The following is a 16,091-nucleotide window of genomic DNA, read 5'->3' as shown; positions in this document are numbered from 1 at the left end:
AGAGGGGTCGAGGGTGAACCGTTCAAGATCTAAGTGGTCGTCCATGTTGGCCGTACTGGCGCTGGTGACGACGTTCGTGGCGCAGTCAGAGGAATCCCCCGTGCAGGGCCTGAAGCAGCGCATGGATGCGCCTGCCGAGGTCCTGGTGCTGGCCACGAGCCACCTTGGGAGCCTCGAGGGCATGACGCCCGGTCATGTCGAAGGCCTGGTGGGTGCATTGTCGCGTTTTGCGCCGGCTGCCGTGGTGGTGGAGGCCCTGCCAGCGCACGCCATCGAGGCGATGCAGCAACAGGCTGACCTGCACCCCGAGGCGCTGGATTCGTTCGTCGGGAAATCGTTCCTGGCACTGGCGACGGAGCAGCAACGTGCGCTGGGCGTTGACCCGGCGGGCGCGCGCAAGGCATTGGCTGCCGAATGCGTGACGGCCCTTCCTGCCACGCCGGACGCCAGCCAGCGTTGCATCCGCCTCGCGGCGGCGGCATGGGACAAGCCCTGGGTGGATTATCTTGGCTGGTATCACGCCCGCCAGTGGCCAGCGAACAAGCTGGATGGGGCGCTGGGCACGCGGGTCGCAGCGCTGGCCCGGTCAACCAACGAGAACGAGCTGATCGGTGCACGATTGGCCAGCCAGTTCCAGCTGGCGCGCGTCCATGGCATGGACGACCATCCTGGCATTGATCTGTATGGGCCGGTCTTTGACGCGCTGTTGCCCGTCGTCGGCCAGTCCAAGGCCTACGCGGCGTTCCAGACCGATGCGCGCGTCGTAAAGGAAGCCGGGGAGCGCACGCGCAATGCCATCGGCGGCAACGACCTGCTGCCGTTGTACCTGTGGTTGAACAGCGCCGAATACAGCGCACTGACCCTGGATGAGGAATGGCGCCTCTTCGTCGACCGCGACCTGCCGCGCAAACCCGGGCAGGCACGCATTGCCCTGTGGGACGTGCGCAACCTGGTAATGGTGTCCAATATCCTGCGTGTGGTCAGCCAGCACCCGGGCGGGCGTGTGCTGGTCATCGTGGGTGCCAGCCACAAGCCCTTTTTCGACGATTATCTCAACCGTTCCATCGGTGTTCGCGTCCGCCAGTTGGACGAGTTCGCAAGCGATGGCGCACGAGTGCCAGACCGCCGCGGCTACTGACGGGCAAAATCGGCGCAAGGGGACCGTGATGCAGGTGCCGGGCCCGCAGCCCGAGCAAAAGTGGCCGGCTACGTGATGATCAGCCGCCGAAAAGCGTCCCCAGCATCTTCAATCCACCCGTCCACACGCCAATCGCTGTGCCCAGGCTGGTCAGGAAGAAATTGAGCAGCACGCGCGCAACACGGTTCTTCCACCAACCAGTGACATGCTGCACGTCATCGCGCAGGGCCATGAAATCGGCATAGGTGGGCTTGCGCAGCCATGCCTCGGTCAGCGCGCTGAGCGTGCCGGATGCAAGCGCGGGGTGCAGCGGCGTGATGGGCGAGGCGATGAAGGCCACCAGGATGCTCAGTGGGTGGCCACCGGCCACCGCGCAACCAATGGCGCCCAGTGCGCCGGTCGCGATCACCCACTGAAGCAGCAGGTCCGACCCCACGTCCAGGCCGCCACGGTAGAAGCCCCAGGCAAATCCACCCAGCACGAACACGGCCAGGGCGATGGTGAACCACGGGATTTCGCTTTTCTTCGGTAGCGCTTCGAGCTCCTCGCGAACCATTTCGGGCGCGCGCGGCTCCTCGCGCAGGTGCCGCGCCAGTCCTTGCACGTGGCCCGCGCCCACCACCGCCAGCACTTCCCGTGCATCGCCATGGGTCTCGCGCAGGCGTGCCGCCATGTAACGGTCGCGCTCGGCGATGACCGTGTCGTACAGCTCCGGGCTGTCGGAGGCGAATTCACTGAAGCTGGAGGCCAGGATGTCACCCTGCTTGAGCTTTTCGATGTCGTGGTCAGCCACCTGTTCGTCGACGAACAGGCCGGCCAGCAGGCCGCCCCCCATCTTGGCGCGCTGCCAGAAACCCAGCCGGTCGGCGGCACGCTTGAACGTGAGCCCCACTTCACGGTCGATCAGGTGCACTGGCAGCTCGCGCTGGCGCGCTTCCAGCACGGCGCGCTTGAGCTCGGCGCCCGGTTCGATGCCCAACTGCTCGGCCAGGCGGCGCTGGTAGGCGGCCAGCGCCAGGTTGGCCGCGAACAGCGCGGTCTTGCCGTTGCGGATGACCTGCACCAGGTCCATCTTGGCCAGCGCGTCCGGGTCGGTCATGGCTTGCAGGCGCTGCGGGTCCAGTTCCACGGCCACCGCGTCGAACGTGCCGTTCTTCACCGCATCGACCACCGCATCCACGCTCGCCCGCGAGACATGCGCCGTGCCCAGCAGCGTATAGCGCACGCCGTCACGCTCCACGATCTCGTGCGGCTGATCGCGCCAGCCGCCGTTGGCAGGGGCTCCGTTCTCGAGGGTCATCGGGTTGGTATCAGTCACGGTAGCGCTTCAACAGGTCGCCGTAGGCATCGATGCGGCGGTCGCGCAGGAACGGCCAGATGCGGCGCACATGCTCGCTGCGTCCCATGTCGACCTCGGCCATCAGGATTTCGGCATCGGTGGTTCCTGCCTCGGCGATGAACTCGCCCTGCGGTCCGAGCACGTGGCTGGTGCCCCAGAAATCGATGCCCGCCGCGTCCATCGGCGACTGCTCGTGGCCGATGCGATTGCACGACAGTACCGGCAGGCCGTTGGCCACGGCATGGCCGCGGTGGCTCAACACCCATGCATCGCGCTGGCGATCCTTCTCGGCCTGTTCGTCGGTAGGGTCCCACCCGATCGCGGTCGGGTACAGCAACATCTCGGCGCCGGCCAGCGCCATCAGCCGCGCACCTTCCGGGTACCACTGGTCCCAGCACACCATCACGCCCAAGCGGCCGACCGAGGTGTTGATCGGTTCGAAGCCCATGTCGCCGGGGGTGAAATAGAACTTCTCGTAGAAGCCCGGATCGTCCGGAATGTGCATCTTGCGGTACTTGCCGGCCGTCGAGCCGTCGGCATCGAACACCACCGCGGTGTTGTGGTACAGGCCGGCGGCGCGCTTTTCGAACAGCGAGCTCACCAGCACCACCTTGTGCTGCTTCGCCAACGCGCCCAGGCGCTCGGTGCTTGGACCCGGGATCGGCTCGGCCAGGTCGAACTCGTTGACCGACTCGTGCTGGCAGAAATACGGCCCGTTGTGCAGCTCCTGCAGCAGCACCAGCCGGGCGCCGCGCTTGGCGGCTTCTGCCACGCGGTCCTCGATGTTGGCGAGGTTGGCCTCGCGGCTGCCGTGGTCGCGGTCCTGGATCAGGGCGACGGGGAGGGTGGTGGGCTTGGCCATCGGGAGTGGTCTCCGGTGCGGGGCGACAGGCGCATCAATGCGGCGCCTAATTGTGCCGGGTCGGGGATGAGGGTGCTGCTGACGACGCGCTCGGGTGGTTCACCCGATGCGCTCCATGGGGCAACGCGCGACAAGGTGCGCCATTGCGGCGCACCCGCCCAGCGGGGTCAGGCGGCCAGGCCCGCCGGCAATTGCATGGTGATGCAATGCAGGCTGCCGTTCTGCCAGATCAGCGGTCGACAGGGCACCGACACGATCTCCCGGTCCGGGAACGCCTTCTGCAATACGGCCACGGCATCGGCATCGGCTTTGTCGCCATAGGCTGGCATCAGCACCGCGCCGTTGACGATCAGGAAGTTGGCGTAGCTCGCGGCCAGTCGCCGGCCTTCGTCCAGGATGGGCTCGGCCCACGGCAGCTCGAACAGGCGGTACGCCTCGCCATTGCGCGTGCGCAGCGCCGCCAGTTCCCTGGCCATTGCCTGCAGCTCCGCGTAATGGTCATCGCTGGAGTCGCTGCACCCCTGGTAGACGATCGCGTCCTCTGCCGCGAAACGGGCGAGGGTGTCGATGTGGGCGTCGGTGTCGTCGCCCTCCAGGTAGCCGTGATCCAGCCACAGCACGCGATCCTGGTGCAGCCAGCCGGCGAGCTTGGCGGTCAACTCCTCCCGTGGATGGCCCGGATGGCGTTCGCTCAGGCACTTCCAGGTTGTCAGCAGGGTGCCGTTGCCATCGGTTTCGATCGCACCGCCTTCCAGTGCAAAATCAATGCGTTGCCGATCACTGTTAACGAAAATTCCCTGTTCGTCGAGATGCTCGACCAGTTCGTCGTCCTGGTTCGCTTCGTACTTGCCGCCCCAGCCGGTGAACCGGAAGTCGAGCAGGGTGAAGCCGCCCCCGGCGCGCTTGAGCGAAATCGGGCCCGAATCGCGCAGCCAGGTGTCGTCATACGGTGCGGTGATGAAGGTGACGCGGCCCATATCGATCCGTGCCGACGCAAGGCGGGCGCGGGCATACGCTTCCACGTCATCATCGGCCACGCACACCAGCGCCGGCTGGAAGCGGGTGATGGCCGCGACCAGCGCGATGTAGGTTTCTTCCACATCGCCGAGGCGGTCGGCCCAGTCGGTGTCGGCATTGGGCCAGGCAATCAGGACGGCGGACTGGGGTTCCCATTCCGCGGGGAAGCGCAGGGCGTTATCGGTCATCGGTAGGCGAAATCAACGGATAGGGGGCTTCGGGCCGACCTCGGTCGCATCCGCCTTCACGGCGACGGCATCGATGACCTTGGACTTTTCGAAGTAGACGACGAAATCGGGGTAGGTCCAGCGATTGATGGTCGGCCACTGGCGTTTCTGGCCGCCGCGTGGCTCCAGCTTTTCGCCGGGGGCGCCGTAGCGGGCTTCCACCTGGGCCATGGTCATGCCACGGGCCGGCATGGCCGCCTTGTTCTCATCCTGCACGCGCTCGATCAGCAGCGTATCGCCCGTGGTCACCGTGCTGGCCTGGCCACTGGCGTCGATGACAGCGGTGTCCTGGGCGACGGCAGCCCCTGCCAGGCCCAGCAGGGTAAGAAGCGAAGCGGCTAAGATGCGGGTCTTCATGGTGGCACTCCCTACCTGGTGGTTTGCAGGATTGTACGCACAGCCACCGGGGGCGCGGCAGCGTGCGGACGTCACGCTATCAGTTCCCGGGGATGGCCCGCGGTACGGCCCATAACGCGGAAAGCCGCCTTGCGGCGGCTTTCCGGTCGTGGTGCCGACCCGCTCCGGGCATGCCGGGCAGGGGCGCCGCCGCGGCTCTCAGCGCTGGCGCGCCTTGAAACGCGGGTTCGACTTGCAGATCACGAAGACCTTGCCACGGCGGCGAACGACCTTGCAGTCGCGGTGGCGGGCCTTCGCCGACTTCAGGGAGTTCAGGACCTTCATGACAGACCTCGGCAAACGGGAATGGGGAAAATTAGCCCGCTATTCTAGCTTGGGTTTTTCAGTATGTTCAAGTGGTTGAGTAGTTGGGGGGGCAGGGTGGGTGTCGGGGCGCATGGGGTCGCTGCTCGGCTCCGTCGGCGCATCCTGCGCCGAGTCGCCGACGCAGGCCATCCATGGCCTGCTTTCCGCAACCCCATGCGCCCCGACACCCACCCTGCCATCCGGTGCCGGAGGGGAAAGCAAAAGCAGGGGTGGTGGGGTGCATAATCTCCGGCATGACAGAGACTCAAATCCCCGTACTCACCATTGATGGTCCCTCCGGCTCCGGCAAGGGCACTGTCAGTCGGCTCGTCGCCCAGAGGCTTGGGTGGCACTACCTGGATTCAGGCGCGCTGTACCGCGCCGTGGGGGTGGCTGCCGGGTGGGGCGACATTGACCTCGCCGACCCGTCGGCGCTGGTTCGGTGCACGTTCGATACCGATATCCGCTTTATCGAAGACGAAGACACCCGCGAGTTGCGGATCATCGTGGACGGGGTCGATGCCACCGATGAACTGCGCACCGAGACCGCGGGCGCCGCTGCCTCGGCCATCGCCGCCGTGCCGGAGGTCCGGGCTGCGCTCAAGGACCGGCAGCGGGCGTTCCGCCGAGCCCCGGGGCTGGTCGCGGACGGTCGGGACATGGGTACGGTCATCTTCCCGGATGCCGCCTTCAAGGTGTTCCTGACCGCCAGCGCCGAGGAGCGGGCCGGGAGGCGCTATAAGCAGTTGAAGGATAAAGGGGTTTCCGTTACATTTGACGGTCTGCTACGGGAGATCCTTGCCCGTGACGCCCGCGATGCCAGTCGCGCGGTGGCTCCGTTGCGGCCGGCCGATGACGCCGTCCACATCGACACTACCGGCCAAGGCATCGACGAAGTCGTGCAACGCGTGCTGGCCATCGTGCCGGCGCGCTGACGTTCCACTTCACGCCACAGGCGGAATCCTTCGCAGCAGAAGCCCCGACCCGCAATCCCGCGGGCGGATATGACCAACCAACACATGGTGCAGCCACATCGCACCACATCAATGGGTGGGTCGACCACGGCTTGCTTGACCATCAATCCAGATGGCCTGCCAACCGGTGCGGCCCGTGTGTTCAACCGAGTATTACTCCAATGACCGAATCATTTGCAGAACTGTTCGAGCAGAGTCAGCAATTCCTGACCAAGCTGAAGCCGGGCGCCATCGTCGTCGGTACCGTTGTCGACGTCCGCGGCGACGTGGTCGTGATCAACGCCGGCCTGAAGTCCGAAGGCATCGTGCCGATCGAACAGTTCCGTAACGACGCCGGCGAAATCGACGTGGGCATCGGCGACCAGGTGAAGGTTGCCCTCGACTCCATCGAGAACGGCTTTGGCGAAACCGTCCTGTCGCGCGAGAAGGCCAAGCGCGCCATGGTGTGGGACGAACTCGAGGAAGCCCTCGAGAAGAACGAGACCATCACCGGCCGCATCAGCGGCAAGGTCAAGGGCGGCTTCACCGTCGACATCAAGGATGTCCGCGGCTTCCTGCCGGGTTCGCTGGTCGACGTGCGCCCGGTGCGCGACTCGACCTACCTGGAAGGCAAGGAACTCGAGTTCAAGCTCATCAAGCTGGACCGCAAGCGCAACAACATCGTCGTCTCCCGCCGCGCGGTGGTCGAGAGCGAGCATTCGGAAGAGCGCGAGCAGCTGCTCGAGAAGCTGGTCGAGGGCGCCATCCTCAAGGGTGTCGTCAAGAACCTCACCGATTACGGTGCGTTCGTCGACCTGGGCGGCATCGATGGCCTGCTGCACATCACCGACATGGCCTGGAAGCGCGTGCGCCATCCGTCCGAAGTCGTTGAAGTCGGCGCCGAGCTCGACGTCCGCGTGCTCAAGTACGACCGCGAGCGCAACCGCGTCAGCCTGGGCCTGAAGCAGCTGGGCGAGGATCCGTGGGACAACATCGCCCGTCGCTACCCGGCCAACACCCGCGTGTTCGGCAAGGTCTCCAACGTCACCGATTACGGTGCGTTCGTCGAGATCGAGCCGGGCGTGGAAGGCCTGGTGCACGTGTCCGAGATGGACTGGACCAACAAGAACGTCAATCCGTCCAAGATCGTGCAGGTCGGCGACGAGGTCCAGGTCATGGTCCTGGACGTGGACGAGGAGCGTCGCCGCATCTCGCTGGGCATGAAGCAGGTCACCAGCAACCCGTGGGAAACCTTCTCCGTGCTGCACAAGAAGGGCGACAAGGTGGAAGGCCAGATCAAGTCGATCACCGACTTCGGCATCTTCATCGGCCTGGACGGTGGCATCGACGGCCTGGTGCACCTGTCGGACATCAGCTGGAACACCACCGGCGAAGACGTGGTCCGCAACTACAAGAAGGGCGACACGCTGGAAGCCGTGGTGCTGGCCGTTGATCCGGAGCGCGAGCGCATCAGCCTGGGCATCAAGCAGCTGGAGCAGGACCCGATGGGCCACTTCGTTGCCTCCAACGCCAAGGGCTCGATCGTCAAGGGCATCGTGAAGGAAGTCGACGCCAAGGGCGCCACCGTCGAGCTGGAAGGCGGCATCGAGGGCTACATCGCGGCCCGCGACATCGCCCGCGAGCGCATCGACGACGCCTCGCAGCACCTGAAGGTCGGCCAGGAAGTCGAAGCCAAGATCATCGGCAACGACCGCAAGGGCCGTTCCATGCAGCTGTCGATCAAGGCCAAGGACTACGCGGAAGAGGCCGAGGCAATGGCCGATTACAACCGCCAGTCCGCCGAGGCCTCCAGCGGCACCACCAAGCTGGGTGCGCTGCTGCGCGAGCAGCTGGGCAACAAGGGCGAGTAATCAGTCCTGAGCAGTAACGGAGGCGGCCCGGCTACGGTCGGGCCGCCTTCCGCATGTAGGCCGTTCCATCCCTGCGAGCACCGCGAACTCCATGACCAAGTCCGAACTGATCGAGATCCTGTCGCAGCGTCAGGCCCACCTGAAGGGTGACGACGTGGATCTGGCGGTGAAGGCCTTGCTGGAGATGATGGGCGGCTCGCTGTCGTCCGGGGAGCGGATCGAGATCCGTGGCTTCGGCAGTTTTTCCCTGCATTACCGCCCGCCGCGCCTGGGCCGCAACCCGAAGACGGGTGAGTCGGTGGCGCTGCCGGGCAAGCATGTTCCACACTTCAAGCCCGGCAAGGAATTGCGCGAGCGCGTCAGCGATGTGTCACCGCAGGACGAGCAGGTCTAAGCCAGTCGGCCGCGCGAAAAAACGCTGGCAGTGACTGAACGAGGCCCGTCAGGTCGGCTAAGCTAACCGGACCGTCCACGCCACGGAGCCCGGCATGCGATTGATCCGAATCCTGGTGGCCGTCGCCTGCGTGCTGGTCGGCGCGACCCTGGGTGCGCTGAACCGGCAGGCCGCCCTGGTCGACGTTGGTTTTGCCGCGGTGCCGACCACGTTGGGTGTCGCGTTGATCGTGTCCCTGTTGCTGGGCGTGCTGGTGGGCGGCCTTGCGGTCACGTTTGGCGTGGTCATGCCACTCCGTCGTCGCCTGTCGCGCGCCGCGCGAGCGGCGCCGGCCACTCCACCATCCCCCGAGGCCTGACGATGGCGTTCATCAGCGAGTGGTTCTGGTTTTTCCTGTTGCTGCCCTTGGCGGCAGCCAGTGGCTGGGTGATCGGTCGTCGCGGTGGCGAGCGCCACAGCAGCACCCAGATCAGCCGGCTGTCGACCACCTATTTCCGCGGCCTCAATTACCTGCTCAACGAGCAGCCGGACAAGGCCATCGACCTGTTCCTGCATATCGCGGAGCTGGACAAGGACACGTTCGAGACCCAGGTGGCGTTGGGCCACCTGTTCCGTCGTCGCGGTGAGGTGGACCGGGCCATCCGTCTGCACCAGGCGCTGGCGCAGCGCCCGGGCTTGAATGACGCCCAGAAGGTCCAGGCGCTGCTCGCGCTGGGCGAGGATTACATGCGCGCGGGCCTGTTGGATCGCGCCGAAACCGTCTTCGGCGACCTGGCGGCGCTGGATGCCCGCGCACCGCTGGCCTTGCGCCACCTGATCGGCATCTACCAGGCCGAGCGCGACTGGGACAAGGCCATCGAGAACGCCCGCCAGTACGAGGCCGCTACCGGCGAGTCGATGGGCAAGCTGGTCGCTCAGTTCGAGTGCGAGATCGCCGAGCGTCATCGCTCCGCAGGCGACATGGACGCCGCACGCGCGGCGGTAGCGCGCGCCTACGAAGCCGACGCCAACTCGGTTCGCGCGGGGATGATCGAAGGCCGGATCGAGACGGAAAGCGGCAATGACGCTGGCGCCATCCGGGCTTTCGAGCGAGCGGCGCGAATGGATCCGGATTACCTGCCCGACATCCTGCCATCCCTGCTTGCAAGTTATGAGCGGGTAGGGGATACCCCCGGGGCGCGCAAGTTCCTTGCCGAGATGACCGAGCACTATCGTGGCATTTCGCCTGTGTTGGCGTTGACGCGGATGGTGGAGTCCGATGACGGCGTGCCCGCCGCGCGTGCCTATCTGGCGCAGCAGTTGAAGGACAGGCCATCCGTGCGCGGCGAAGCGGCATTGATCGACCTGTCGCTGGCCGAAGGCGCCGATCCCACGGCCACCCTCGTCGACCTCAAGCACATCACCGACCAGTTGCTGGTACGCAACCCCAGTTATCGCTGCAATCGCTGCGGGTTCGGGGCGCGCAGCCACCACTGGCAGTGCCCGAGCTGCAAGGAGTGGGGGTCGGTGAAGCCCCTCCTCAACTACGCGGTGGTGTAAGCCGTGCTTTACGCCGTCATGGCGGCATGGCTGATCGGGACGATCGGTACCGCGTTGGCCATCCGCTACGCGCAAGCGCGCGCGATGCTGGACCAGCCCGGTGAGCGGCGAAGCCACCAGGTGCCTACGCCCCGTGGTGGGGGCGTGGCCATCGTGGTGGCAGCGCTCGTGGTTGGCATTGGCCAGTTGATGAGCCAATGGGGCCACGTCGGTGGGCAGTCCGGCCTGGTCCTGGCATTCCTGGCTGGATTCGGTCTGGTCGCGGCCATTGGTTGGGCGGACGACCACCGCCCGCTGCCAGCCTCGGTGCGACTGTTGATGCAGGTCCTGGCGGCCGGCGTGTTCGCGGGGGCGCTGTGGATCGAAACCCGGCACATGGGATTGGCCCTGCTGGCGTTCGTGGCGCCGGTGGTGCTGGCCAATGTCTGGAACTTCATGGACGGGATCAATGGCATCGCGGCCACACAGGCGGTGGTGGTGGCGGCGTTCCTGTCACTGGCCCTGCCGGGTCTCTGGATGGTGCTGGCGTTGGCCATCGCGGCGGCGACGTGGGCGTTCGTGCCATTCAACTTTCCCCGGGCACAGGTGTTCATGGGCGACGTCGGCAGCGGCGCGATCGGCTTCGCCTTGGGGTGCCTGATCGCGGTAGCGGTCGCCCGCGGCCTGGAAACCACGCCAGCGCGTGCCTCGGTGTGGTTGCTGGCCCTGCCATTGTCGGCTTTCCTCGTTGACGCGACCTTGACACTGGCTGGCCGCATCCTGCGCGGTGAACGGTGGTGGACTCCCCATGTCCTGCATGCCTACCAGGGGGCTGCGCGCGTGGTGGGACATGGGAAGGTGACAATGGGTTTCCTCGCGTGGACCCTGCTCGCGTGCGCGGTTGCACTGACGGCCTGGTCACACTCAGACATTTTCGTTCTTGCCACGGTCGCCAGCTGGTATACCCTTGGCGCGGTTCTGTGGTTCCTGCTGCAGCGGTGGGCCCGGGTACATCAATCGGTCGTCAGGAGCGGGAACGGCGCATGAGCGCATGGCGTGATCGTTGGGCTGGATGGGCACCGCGACTGGCGGTGGTTGCGCACGATCTGGCCATGGTCTGGGTGGTCTGGCAGGTATTGCACCGGCTGCGCTACGCCACGATGGCCGAGCCGCTGTTGATGCCGCTCTGGTCCACCGAGATCACGCTGGTCCTGTTGGCGCAGGGCCTGGTCTTCTGGCAGGTGGGGCTTTATCGCGGCTTGTGGCGCTTCGCCAGCCTTCCCGACCTGGTCAATATCGTCAAGGCATCCATGCTCGGCCTGGTGGCGATCGGCGTCACCCTGTTCCTGTACAACCGTGGCGAACTGATCTCCCGTGCCGCGCTTCTGCTTTATCCGTTGGCGCTGACCGGCATGCTGGGCACGCCCAGGATCCTCTTCAGGAGTTGGAAGGACCACAGCAGCGAGCGCGCCCTGCGCCAGGATGCCGTACGGACCCTGATCCTGGGGGCGGGACAGGCGGGCGAAGCCCTGGTGCGCGACCTGCGCCGCTCGGGCCATTACCACCCCGTCGGTTTCCTTGACGATGCCGCGCGCCTGCGCGGAACGCTGGTCCACGGGGTTCCGGTGCTGGGACGGTTGGACGAAGTGGTCCGCATCGCCCGCGAGACCGCGGCGCGACTCCTGGTGATCGCCATCCCTTCAGCCGATGCCTCGACGGTGCAGCGCGTGGTGGCGGCCTGCGAAAAAAGCGGAATCCCGTTCCGGATGGTCCCCAACCTTCACGACGTGCTGGAGGGGCGTTCGCTGCCTGGCCAGCTGAAGGAAGTCGCCATCGAGGATCTGTTGGGTCGCCAGCCGGTAGTGCCGGACTGGCGAGCCATCCGCGAGTGGCTGGGTGGACGTTCCGTGCTGGTCACCGGTGCAGGCGGCTCGATCGGCTCCGAGCTGTGCCGCCAAAGCGTCCGGCACGGATCGCGCCGCCTGGCATTGGTCGAGATCAACGAGCTTGCGCTGGTCACCGTACATGCCGCATTGCGCCGTGATTTCCCCGATGTCGAGTTGATTCCGGTGCTCGGGGATTGTGGTGACCCCGCGGTCATGCGCCATGCCATGGAACTTGTCCGCCCCGACACGGTGTTCCATGCCGCCGCGTACAAGCAGGTGCCCTTGCTGGAAGGCCAGATGCGCGAGGCCGTCCGCAACAACGTGTTGACCACCGAGACCGTGGCCGCGGCCAGTGTCGAGGCGGGCGTGAGCACCTTCGTGCTCATCTCCACCGACAAGGCCGTCGATCCCGTCAACGTGCTGGGTGCGACCAAGCGGCTGGCGGAAATGACCGCGCTGGCACTGGCCCACGGCAAGCCGACGCGTTGCGTGACGGTGCGTTTCGGCAACGTGCTGGATTCGGCAGGCAGCGTGGTGCCGTTGTTCCGCGAACAGATCAGGCGCGGTGGTCCGATCACGGTCACCGACCCGGATGTGACCCGCTACTTCATGACCATCCCGGAAGCCTGCCTGTTGATCCTGCAGGCGTCGGCGATGGGTAGCCACGAAGCCATCTACACCCTGGACATGGGCGAACCCGTGGCCATTCGCGTGCTGGCCGAACAGATGATCCGCCTGGCGGGAAAGCAGCCGGGGCGCGACATCGCCATCATGTACACCGGCCTGCGACCTGGCGAGAAGCTGCACGAGACGCTATTCCATGCCGACGAGCGCTACCGTGCCACGTCGCACCCCAAGATCCTGCTGGCGGAGCCGCGTGACGTACCCGTCGCCCAGGTGCGAAAAGCGCTCGCCGACCTGCGTAAGGCAAGCCGCGATTACGACAATCCCATGCTGGGCGAGCTGCTGCGGGCCGCGGTTCCGGAGTTCACGCCCATGGCGCCGAGCTTTGACATCACGGGCGGCGCGTCGACGGTGATTCCGTTCCCGGGGCGTAGCGGCCGGGCCTGACGGCGCGCGTGGCGGCACCGGGCCGCCGCCATTCACCTGGCGTCAGCGGAAGTACCACAACACCCAGAGCGCCCAGCCGCCCAGCAGGCCGGCCAGCGCGAACGCCGCGGTGCTGGACAGCTCAACGCGCCGTGCCCAACGCAGCGCGGGGCCATCCCTCAACACGCGGACATCGCGCCACGTCTTGAACTCGCGTGGCGGGAAGCGCCCCTGTAGTCGTGACGCACGGCCCAGCCGGTATAGCGACGCGCCCAGTGCGGCCGCGGGAAGGGCCAGCGCAAAGCCGAGCATCGCCAGCAAGGCCTTCAGCCACTGCTTGGTCGTGGCCGGGTCCGCGCCCGATAGCCGGCCATCAAGTCCCTGCAACCACGTGTTGAGCTGCCACAGCAGCACCCCCATCAGGGCCAGCACGCCCAGCAACGTCCAGATGCTGCGCCTGCGATACTCCTTGTCCGCCTGGTGTATTTCCATCAGCCTTCCCCACAATCACCTGTCACCATCTGATCCGTTCGGGATCACCATGTCCATACCATCGGTCAGCTATTACGACGCAACCGTCAACCGGATTCCGGGACGGTTTGCTCCCTTCAGCGGTCCAGCCGATGTTGATGTCTGCGTCATTGGAGGGGGTTTCGCAGGCTTGAATACGGCGCTTGGCCTGCTGGAGCGCGGAAGGCGCGACGTCCTGCTGCTGGAAGCGCATGAGGTGGGGCACGGTGCCTCGGGACGCAACGGCGGATTCGTGTTCGGTGGATTTTCCCGCGGTGAGGATGCGTTGCTTCGCGACCTGGGGCCGGCACGGGCGCATTCGCTTTACGCAGGCACGATGCAGGGCGTCGCGAAGATACGTGAGCGCGTCGGGCGCCATGCCATCGACTGCGACGCCTGCGAGGCCGGCGTGATCTGGGCCAACTGGTTCCGCGACCCGGACGTGTTACGGCATCGGCAACGGTTGCTGGCGGAGACCTTTGATGCGAAGTGGGAGTGGGTGTCCCAGGACGCGATGCGGCAACTGGTCCATACCGAGCGGTACCACGACGGGTTGTTCGAGCCGGACGCCTTCCATTTCCACCCACTGAAGTACGCATTGGGGCTGGCGGACGCCATCCAGCGACAGGGTGGCCGGGTGCATGAGGCATCGCCAGCTATCGCGCTGTCCGCCGATGGCGCAGGCTGGAGGATTGAGACGGTCGCAGGCGCGGTCAGGGCCAAACAGGTCGTGTTGGCGTGCGGAGGCTATCTCGCGGGCCTGGTGCGCCGCGTGGATGCAGGCGTGCTACCCATCGCGACCTACGTCATGGTGACGGAACCGTTGGGCAACCGGATGCGTGACGTCCTGACCACCAATGCTGCCGTATACGACACCCGGTTCGCATTCGACTATTACCGGCCGTTACCCGACACCCGCCTGTTGTGGGGTGGCCGGATCTCGATCCTTGACCGCTCGGCGACAGCGGTGGAACGCCTGCTGCGCCGCGACCTGCTCAAGGTATTCCCGCAACTGGAGGGCATCCGGGTCGACCATGCCTGGTCGGGACTGATGAGCTACGCGCGGCACCAGATGCCGCAGATCGGCGAAGTCGCCCCGGGGTTGTGGCTGGCCCAGGCGTTTGGTGGCCATGGTGTCGCTCCAACGACGTATGCCGGGGAAGTCGTGGCATCCGCCATTGCGGAAGGAGACACTCGCTGGAAGGCGTTCTCGGACTATGGGCTGGTATCGGCGTTGAAACCCGCGGGGTTCCTGGGCGCGCAGTTGAGCTACTGGTGGGCGGAGGCCCGCGACGGATGGAAGGACTGGCGCGAGCGTGCTGCAGGTGCCTGACACGAAAACGGCGCCACAGGGGCGCCGTCTCCGGGACTACGAGGCCAAGGATCTGCGGTCAGAGTGACTCGAAGATGCCTGCCGCGCCCATGCCGGTGCCGATGCACATCGTCACCATGCCGTACTTCTGCTGGCGGCGGCGCAGGCCGTGCACGATGGTGGCGGTGCGGACGGCGCCGGTCGCACCCAGCGGGTGGCCCAGCGCGATGGCACCGCCAAGCGGATTGACCTTGGAGGGGTCCAGGCCACAGTCGCGGATCACAGCGAGCGCCTGCGCGGCAAACGCCTCGTTGAGTTCGATCCAGTCCAGTTGATCCTGCGTGAGGCCCGCCTGCTTCAAGGCCTTGGGGATCGCGGCGATCGGGCCAATACCCATCACTTCCGGGCGCACGCCAGCCACCGAGAAGCTGACAAAGCGCGCCAATGGGGTCAGGCCGTAATCCTTGATGGCCTGTTCTGACGCCAGCAGCACCGCACCGGCGCCGTCACTCATCTGTGAGCTGTTGCCGGCCGTCACCGAGCCGCCGAACATGCCATTGCGGAACACCGGCTTGAGCTTGGCCAGGCCTTCGGCCGACGAATCCGCACGCGGGCCTTCATCCAGTTCCACCAGCGACTTCCTCACGCGGATGGCGTTGCCGGCCAGGTCCGGAATGCGCGAGATCACTTCGTACGGGCTGATCTCGCTCTTGAACTCACCGGCCTGGATCGCGGCGATGGCCTTCTGGTGCGAGGCGAGGGCGAACGCGTCCTGGTCCTCGCGAGAGACCTTCCATTCCTCGGCGACCTTCTCGGCGGTGATGCCCATGCCGTAGGCGATCGCCACGTTCTCATCCTTGGCGAACACCTGCGGACTGAGCGCGACCTTGTTGCCCATCATTGGCACCATCGACATCGACTCGGTGCCGCCGGCCAGCATCAGGTCGGCGTGGCCCAGGCGGATCTGGTCGGCCGCCATCGCCACCGCCTGCAGGCCGGAGGAGCAGAAGCGATTGATGGTCTGCGCGGCCATGGTGTTGGGCAGGCCGGCCAGCAGCGCGCCGATGCGCGCCACGTTCATGCCTTGCTCGCCCTCGGGCATGGCGCAGCCGATGATGGCATCGTCGATGCGGTTGACGTCGATGCCCGGCGCCTGCGCGACCACCGACTTGAGCACATGGGCGAGCATCTCGTCAGGACGGGTGTTGCGGAACACGCCGCGCGGGGCCTTGCCCACCGGGGTACGGGTGGCGGCGACGATATACGCTTCTTGGACTTGCTTGTTCAGAACTGGCTTGGTCATGTCTGTGTG

At 66.1% G+C, this 16,091-nt stretch carries 16 protein-coding genes; 9 read left to right on the top strand and 7 right to left on the bottom strand.

What is annotated here, in order from left to right; genetic code table 11:
- The first annotated feature begins 43 nt into the window (after positions 1-43).
- Positions 44-1,138 (top strand): DUF5694 domain-containing protein, encoded by a 1,095-nt coding sequence (locus IP93_RS07485; protein WP_144813927.1) that lies wholly within the window; start codon positions 44-46, stop codon positions 1,136-1,138.
- Positions 1,139-1,217: 79 nt separating this feature from the next.
- On the opposite strand, the gene IP93_RS07480 is transcribed toward IP93_RS07485, so the two are convergent.
- The 5 genes from IP93_RS07480 to ykgO form a co-directional block, all read right to left on the bottom strand.
- Entirely contained in the window at positions 1,218-2,438 is a 1,221-nt protein-coding gene (locus IP93_RS07480) for a TraB/GumN family protein (RefSeq protein ID WP_144814212.1), read from the bottom strand.
- Between the two features lie 10 nt (positions 2,439-2,448).
- A complete protein-coding gene (locus IP93_RS07475; protein WP_144813925.1) occupies positions 2,449-3,339 on the bottom strand; it encodes a carbon-nitrogen hydrolase in 891 nt (296 codons plus the stop codon).
- A gap of 167 nt (positions 3,340-3,506) precedes the next feature.
- Positions 3,507-4,544 carry an agmatine deiminase family protein gene (locus IP93_RS07470; RefSeq protein ID WP_144813921.1) on the bottom strand — a complete coding sequence of 346 codons (1,038 nt, stop codon included), beginning with the start codon at positions 4,542-4,544 and terminating at the stop codon, positions 3,507-3,509.
- A 12-nt stretch (positions 4,545-4,556) separates the two neighbouring features.
- Positions 4,557-4,940 carry a hypothetical protein gene (locus tag IP93_RS07465; RefSeq protein ID WP_144813918.1) on the bottom strand — a complete coding sequence of 128 codons (384 nt, stop codon included), beginning with the start codon at positions 4,938-4,940 and terminating at the stop codon, positions 4,557-4,559.
- Positions 4,941-5,138: 198 nt separating this feature from the next.
- A complete protein-coding gene (gene ykgO / locus IP93_RS07460; RefSeq protein WP_007508267.1) occupies positions 5,139-5,264 on the bottom strand; it encodes a type B 50S ribosomal protein L36 in 126 nt (41 codons plus the stop codon).
- A gap of 275 nt (positions 5,265-5,539) precedes the next feature.
- Here ykgO and cmk point away from each other — a divergent pair, with 275 nt between their 5' ends.
- The 7 genes from cmk to IP93_RS07425 all read left to right on the top strand — a co-directional run bounded on the left by cmk (position 5,540) and on the right by IP93_RS07425 (position 12,978).
- Positions 5,540-6,220, top strand: a complete 681-nt coding sequence (gene cmk / locus IP93_RS07455) for a (d)CMP kinase (RefSeq protein ID WP_144813915.1) — start codon at positions 5,540-5,542, stop codon at positions 6,218-6,220.
- A gap of 200 nt (positions 6,221-6,420) precedes the next feature.
- Positions 6,421-8,109, top strand: a complete 1,689-nt coding sequence (gene rpsA / locus IP93_RS07450) for a 30S ribosomal protein S1 (RefSeq protein WP_144813914.1) — start codon at positions 6,421-6,423, stop codon at positions 8,107-8,109.
- A 91-nt stretch (positions 8,110-8,200) separates the two neighbouring features.
- On the top strand, positions 8,201-8,503 hold the full coding sequence (locus IP93_RS07445) for an integration host factor subunit beta (protein WP_144813911.1): 303 nt from the start codon (positions 8,201-8,203) through the stop codon (positions 8,501-8,503).
- 94 nt (positions 8,504-8,597) lie between these two features.
- Positions 8,598-8,861 carry a lipopolysaccharide assembly protein LapA domain-containing protein gene (locus tag IP93_RS07440; RefSeq protein WP_144813909.1) on the top strand — a complete coding sequence of 88 codons (264 nt, stop codon included), beginning with the start codon at positions 8,598-8,600 and terminating at the stop codon, positions 8,859-8,861.
- Between the two features lie 2 nt (positions 8,862-8,863).
- Positions 8,864-10,042: a lipopolysaccharide assembly protein LapB gene (lapB, locus tag IP93_RS07435; protein ID WP_144813907.1), complete on the top strand. Its 1,179-nt coding sequence runs from the start codon at positions 8,864-8,866 to the stop codon at positions 10,040-10,042.
- A gap of 3 nt (positions 10,043-10,045) precedes the next feature.
- A complete protein-coding gene (locus IP93_RS07430; RefSeq protein WP_144813905.1) occupies positions 10,046-11,068 on the top strand; it encodes an MraY family glycosyltransferase in 1,023 nt (340 codons plus the stop codon).
- Positions 11,065-12,978, top strand: coding sequence for a polysaccharide biosynthesis protein (locus IP93_RS07425; RefSeq protein ID WP_144813902.1), 1,914 nt, complete (start codon positions 11,065-11,067; stop codon positions 12,976-12,978). The genes IP93_RS07430 and IP93_RS07425 overlap by 4 nt, the downstream gene beginning before the upstream one ends.
- 42 nt (positions 12,979-13,020) lie before the next feature.
- Here the strand turns inward: IP93_RS07425 and IP93_RS07420 are convergent, their stop codons facing one another.
- Positions 13,021-13,449, bottom strand: a complete 429-nt coding sequence (locus tag IP93_RS07420) for a hypothetical protein (RefSeq protein ID WP_144813901.1) — start codon at positions 13,447-13,449, stop codon at positions 13,021-13,023.
- Positions 13,450-13,498: 49 nt separating this feature from the next.
- Here IP93_RS07420 and IP93_RS07415 point away from each other — a divergent pair, with 49 nt between their 5' ends.
- Entirely contained in the window at positions 13,499-14,800 is a 1,302-nt protein-coding gene (locus IP93_RS07415) for an NAD(P)/FAD-dependent oxidoreductase (protein ID WP_144813898.1), read from the top strand.
- Between the two features lie 58 nt (positions 14,801-14,858).
- On the opposite strand, the gene IP93_RS07410 is transcribed toward IP93_RS07415, so the two are convergent.
- Positions 14,859-16,067, bottom strand: a complete 1,209-nt coding sequence (locus IP93_RS07410; protein ID WP_144814210.1) for an acetyl-CoA C-acyltransferase — start codon at positions 16,065-16,067, stop codon at positions 14,859-14,861.
- Positions 16,068-16,091 lie beyond the last annotated feature (24 nt).

It is taken from the genome of Aerolutibacter ruishenii, from assembly GCF_007830115.1.
Taxonomy (GTDB): Bacteria; Pseudomonadota; Gammaproteobacteria; order Xanthomonadales; family Xanthomonadaceae; genus Aerolutibacter; species Aerolutibacter ruishenii.
Note: the sequence above shows the minus strand (reverse complement) of the source record. Positions and strands in the feature narration are given on the sequence as shown.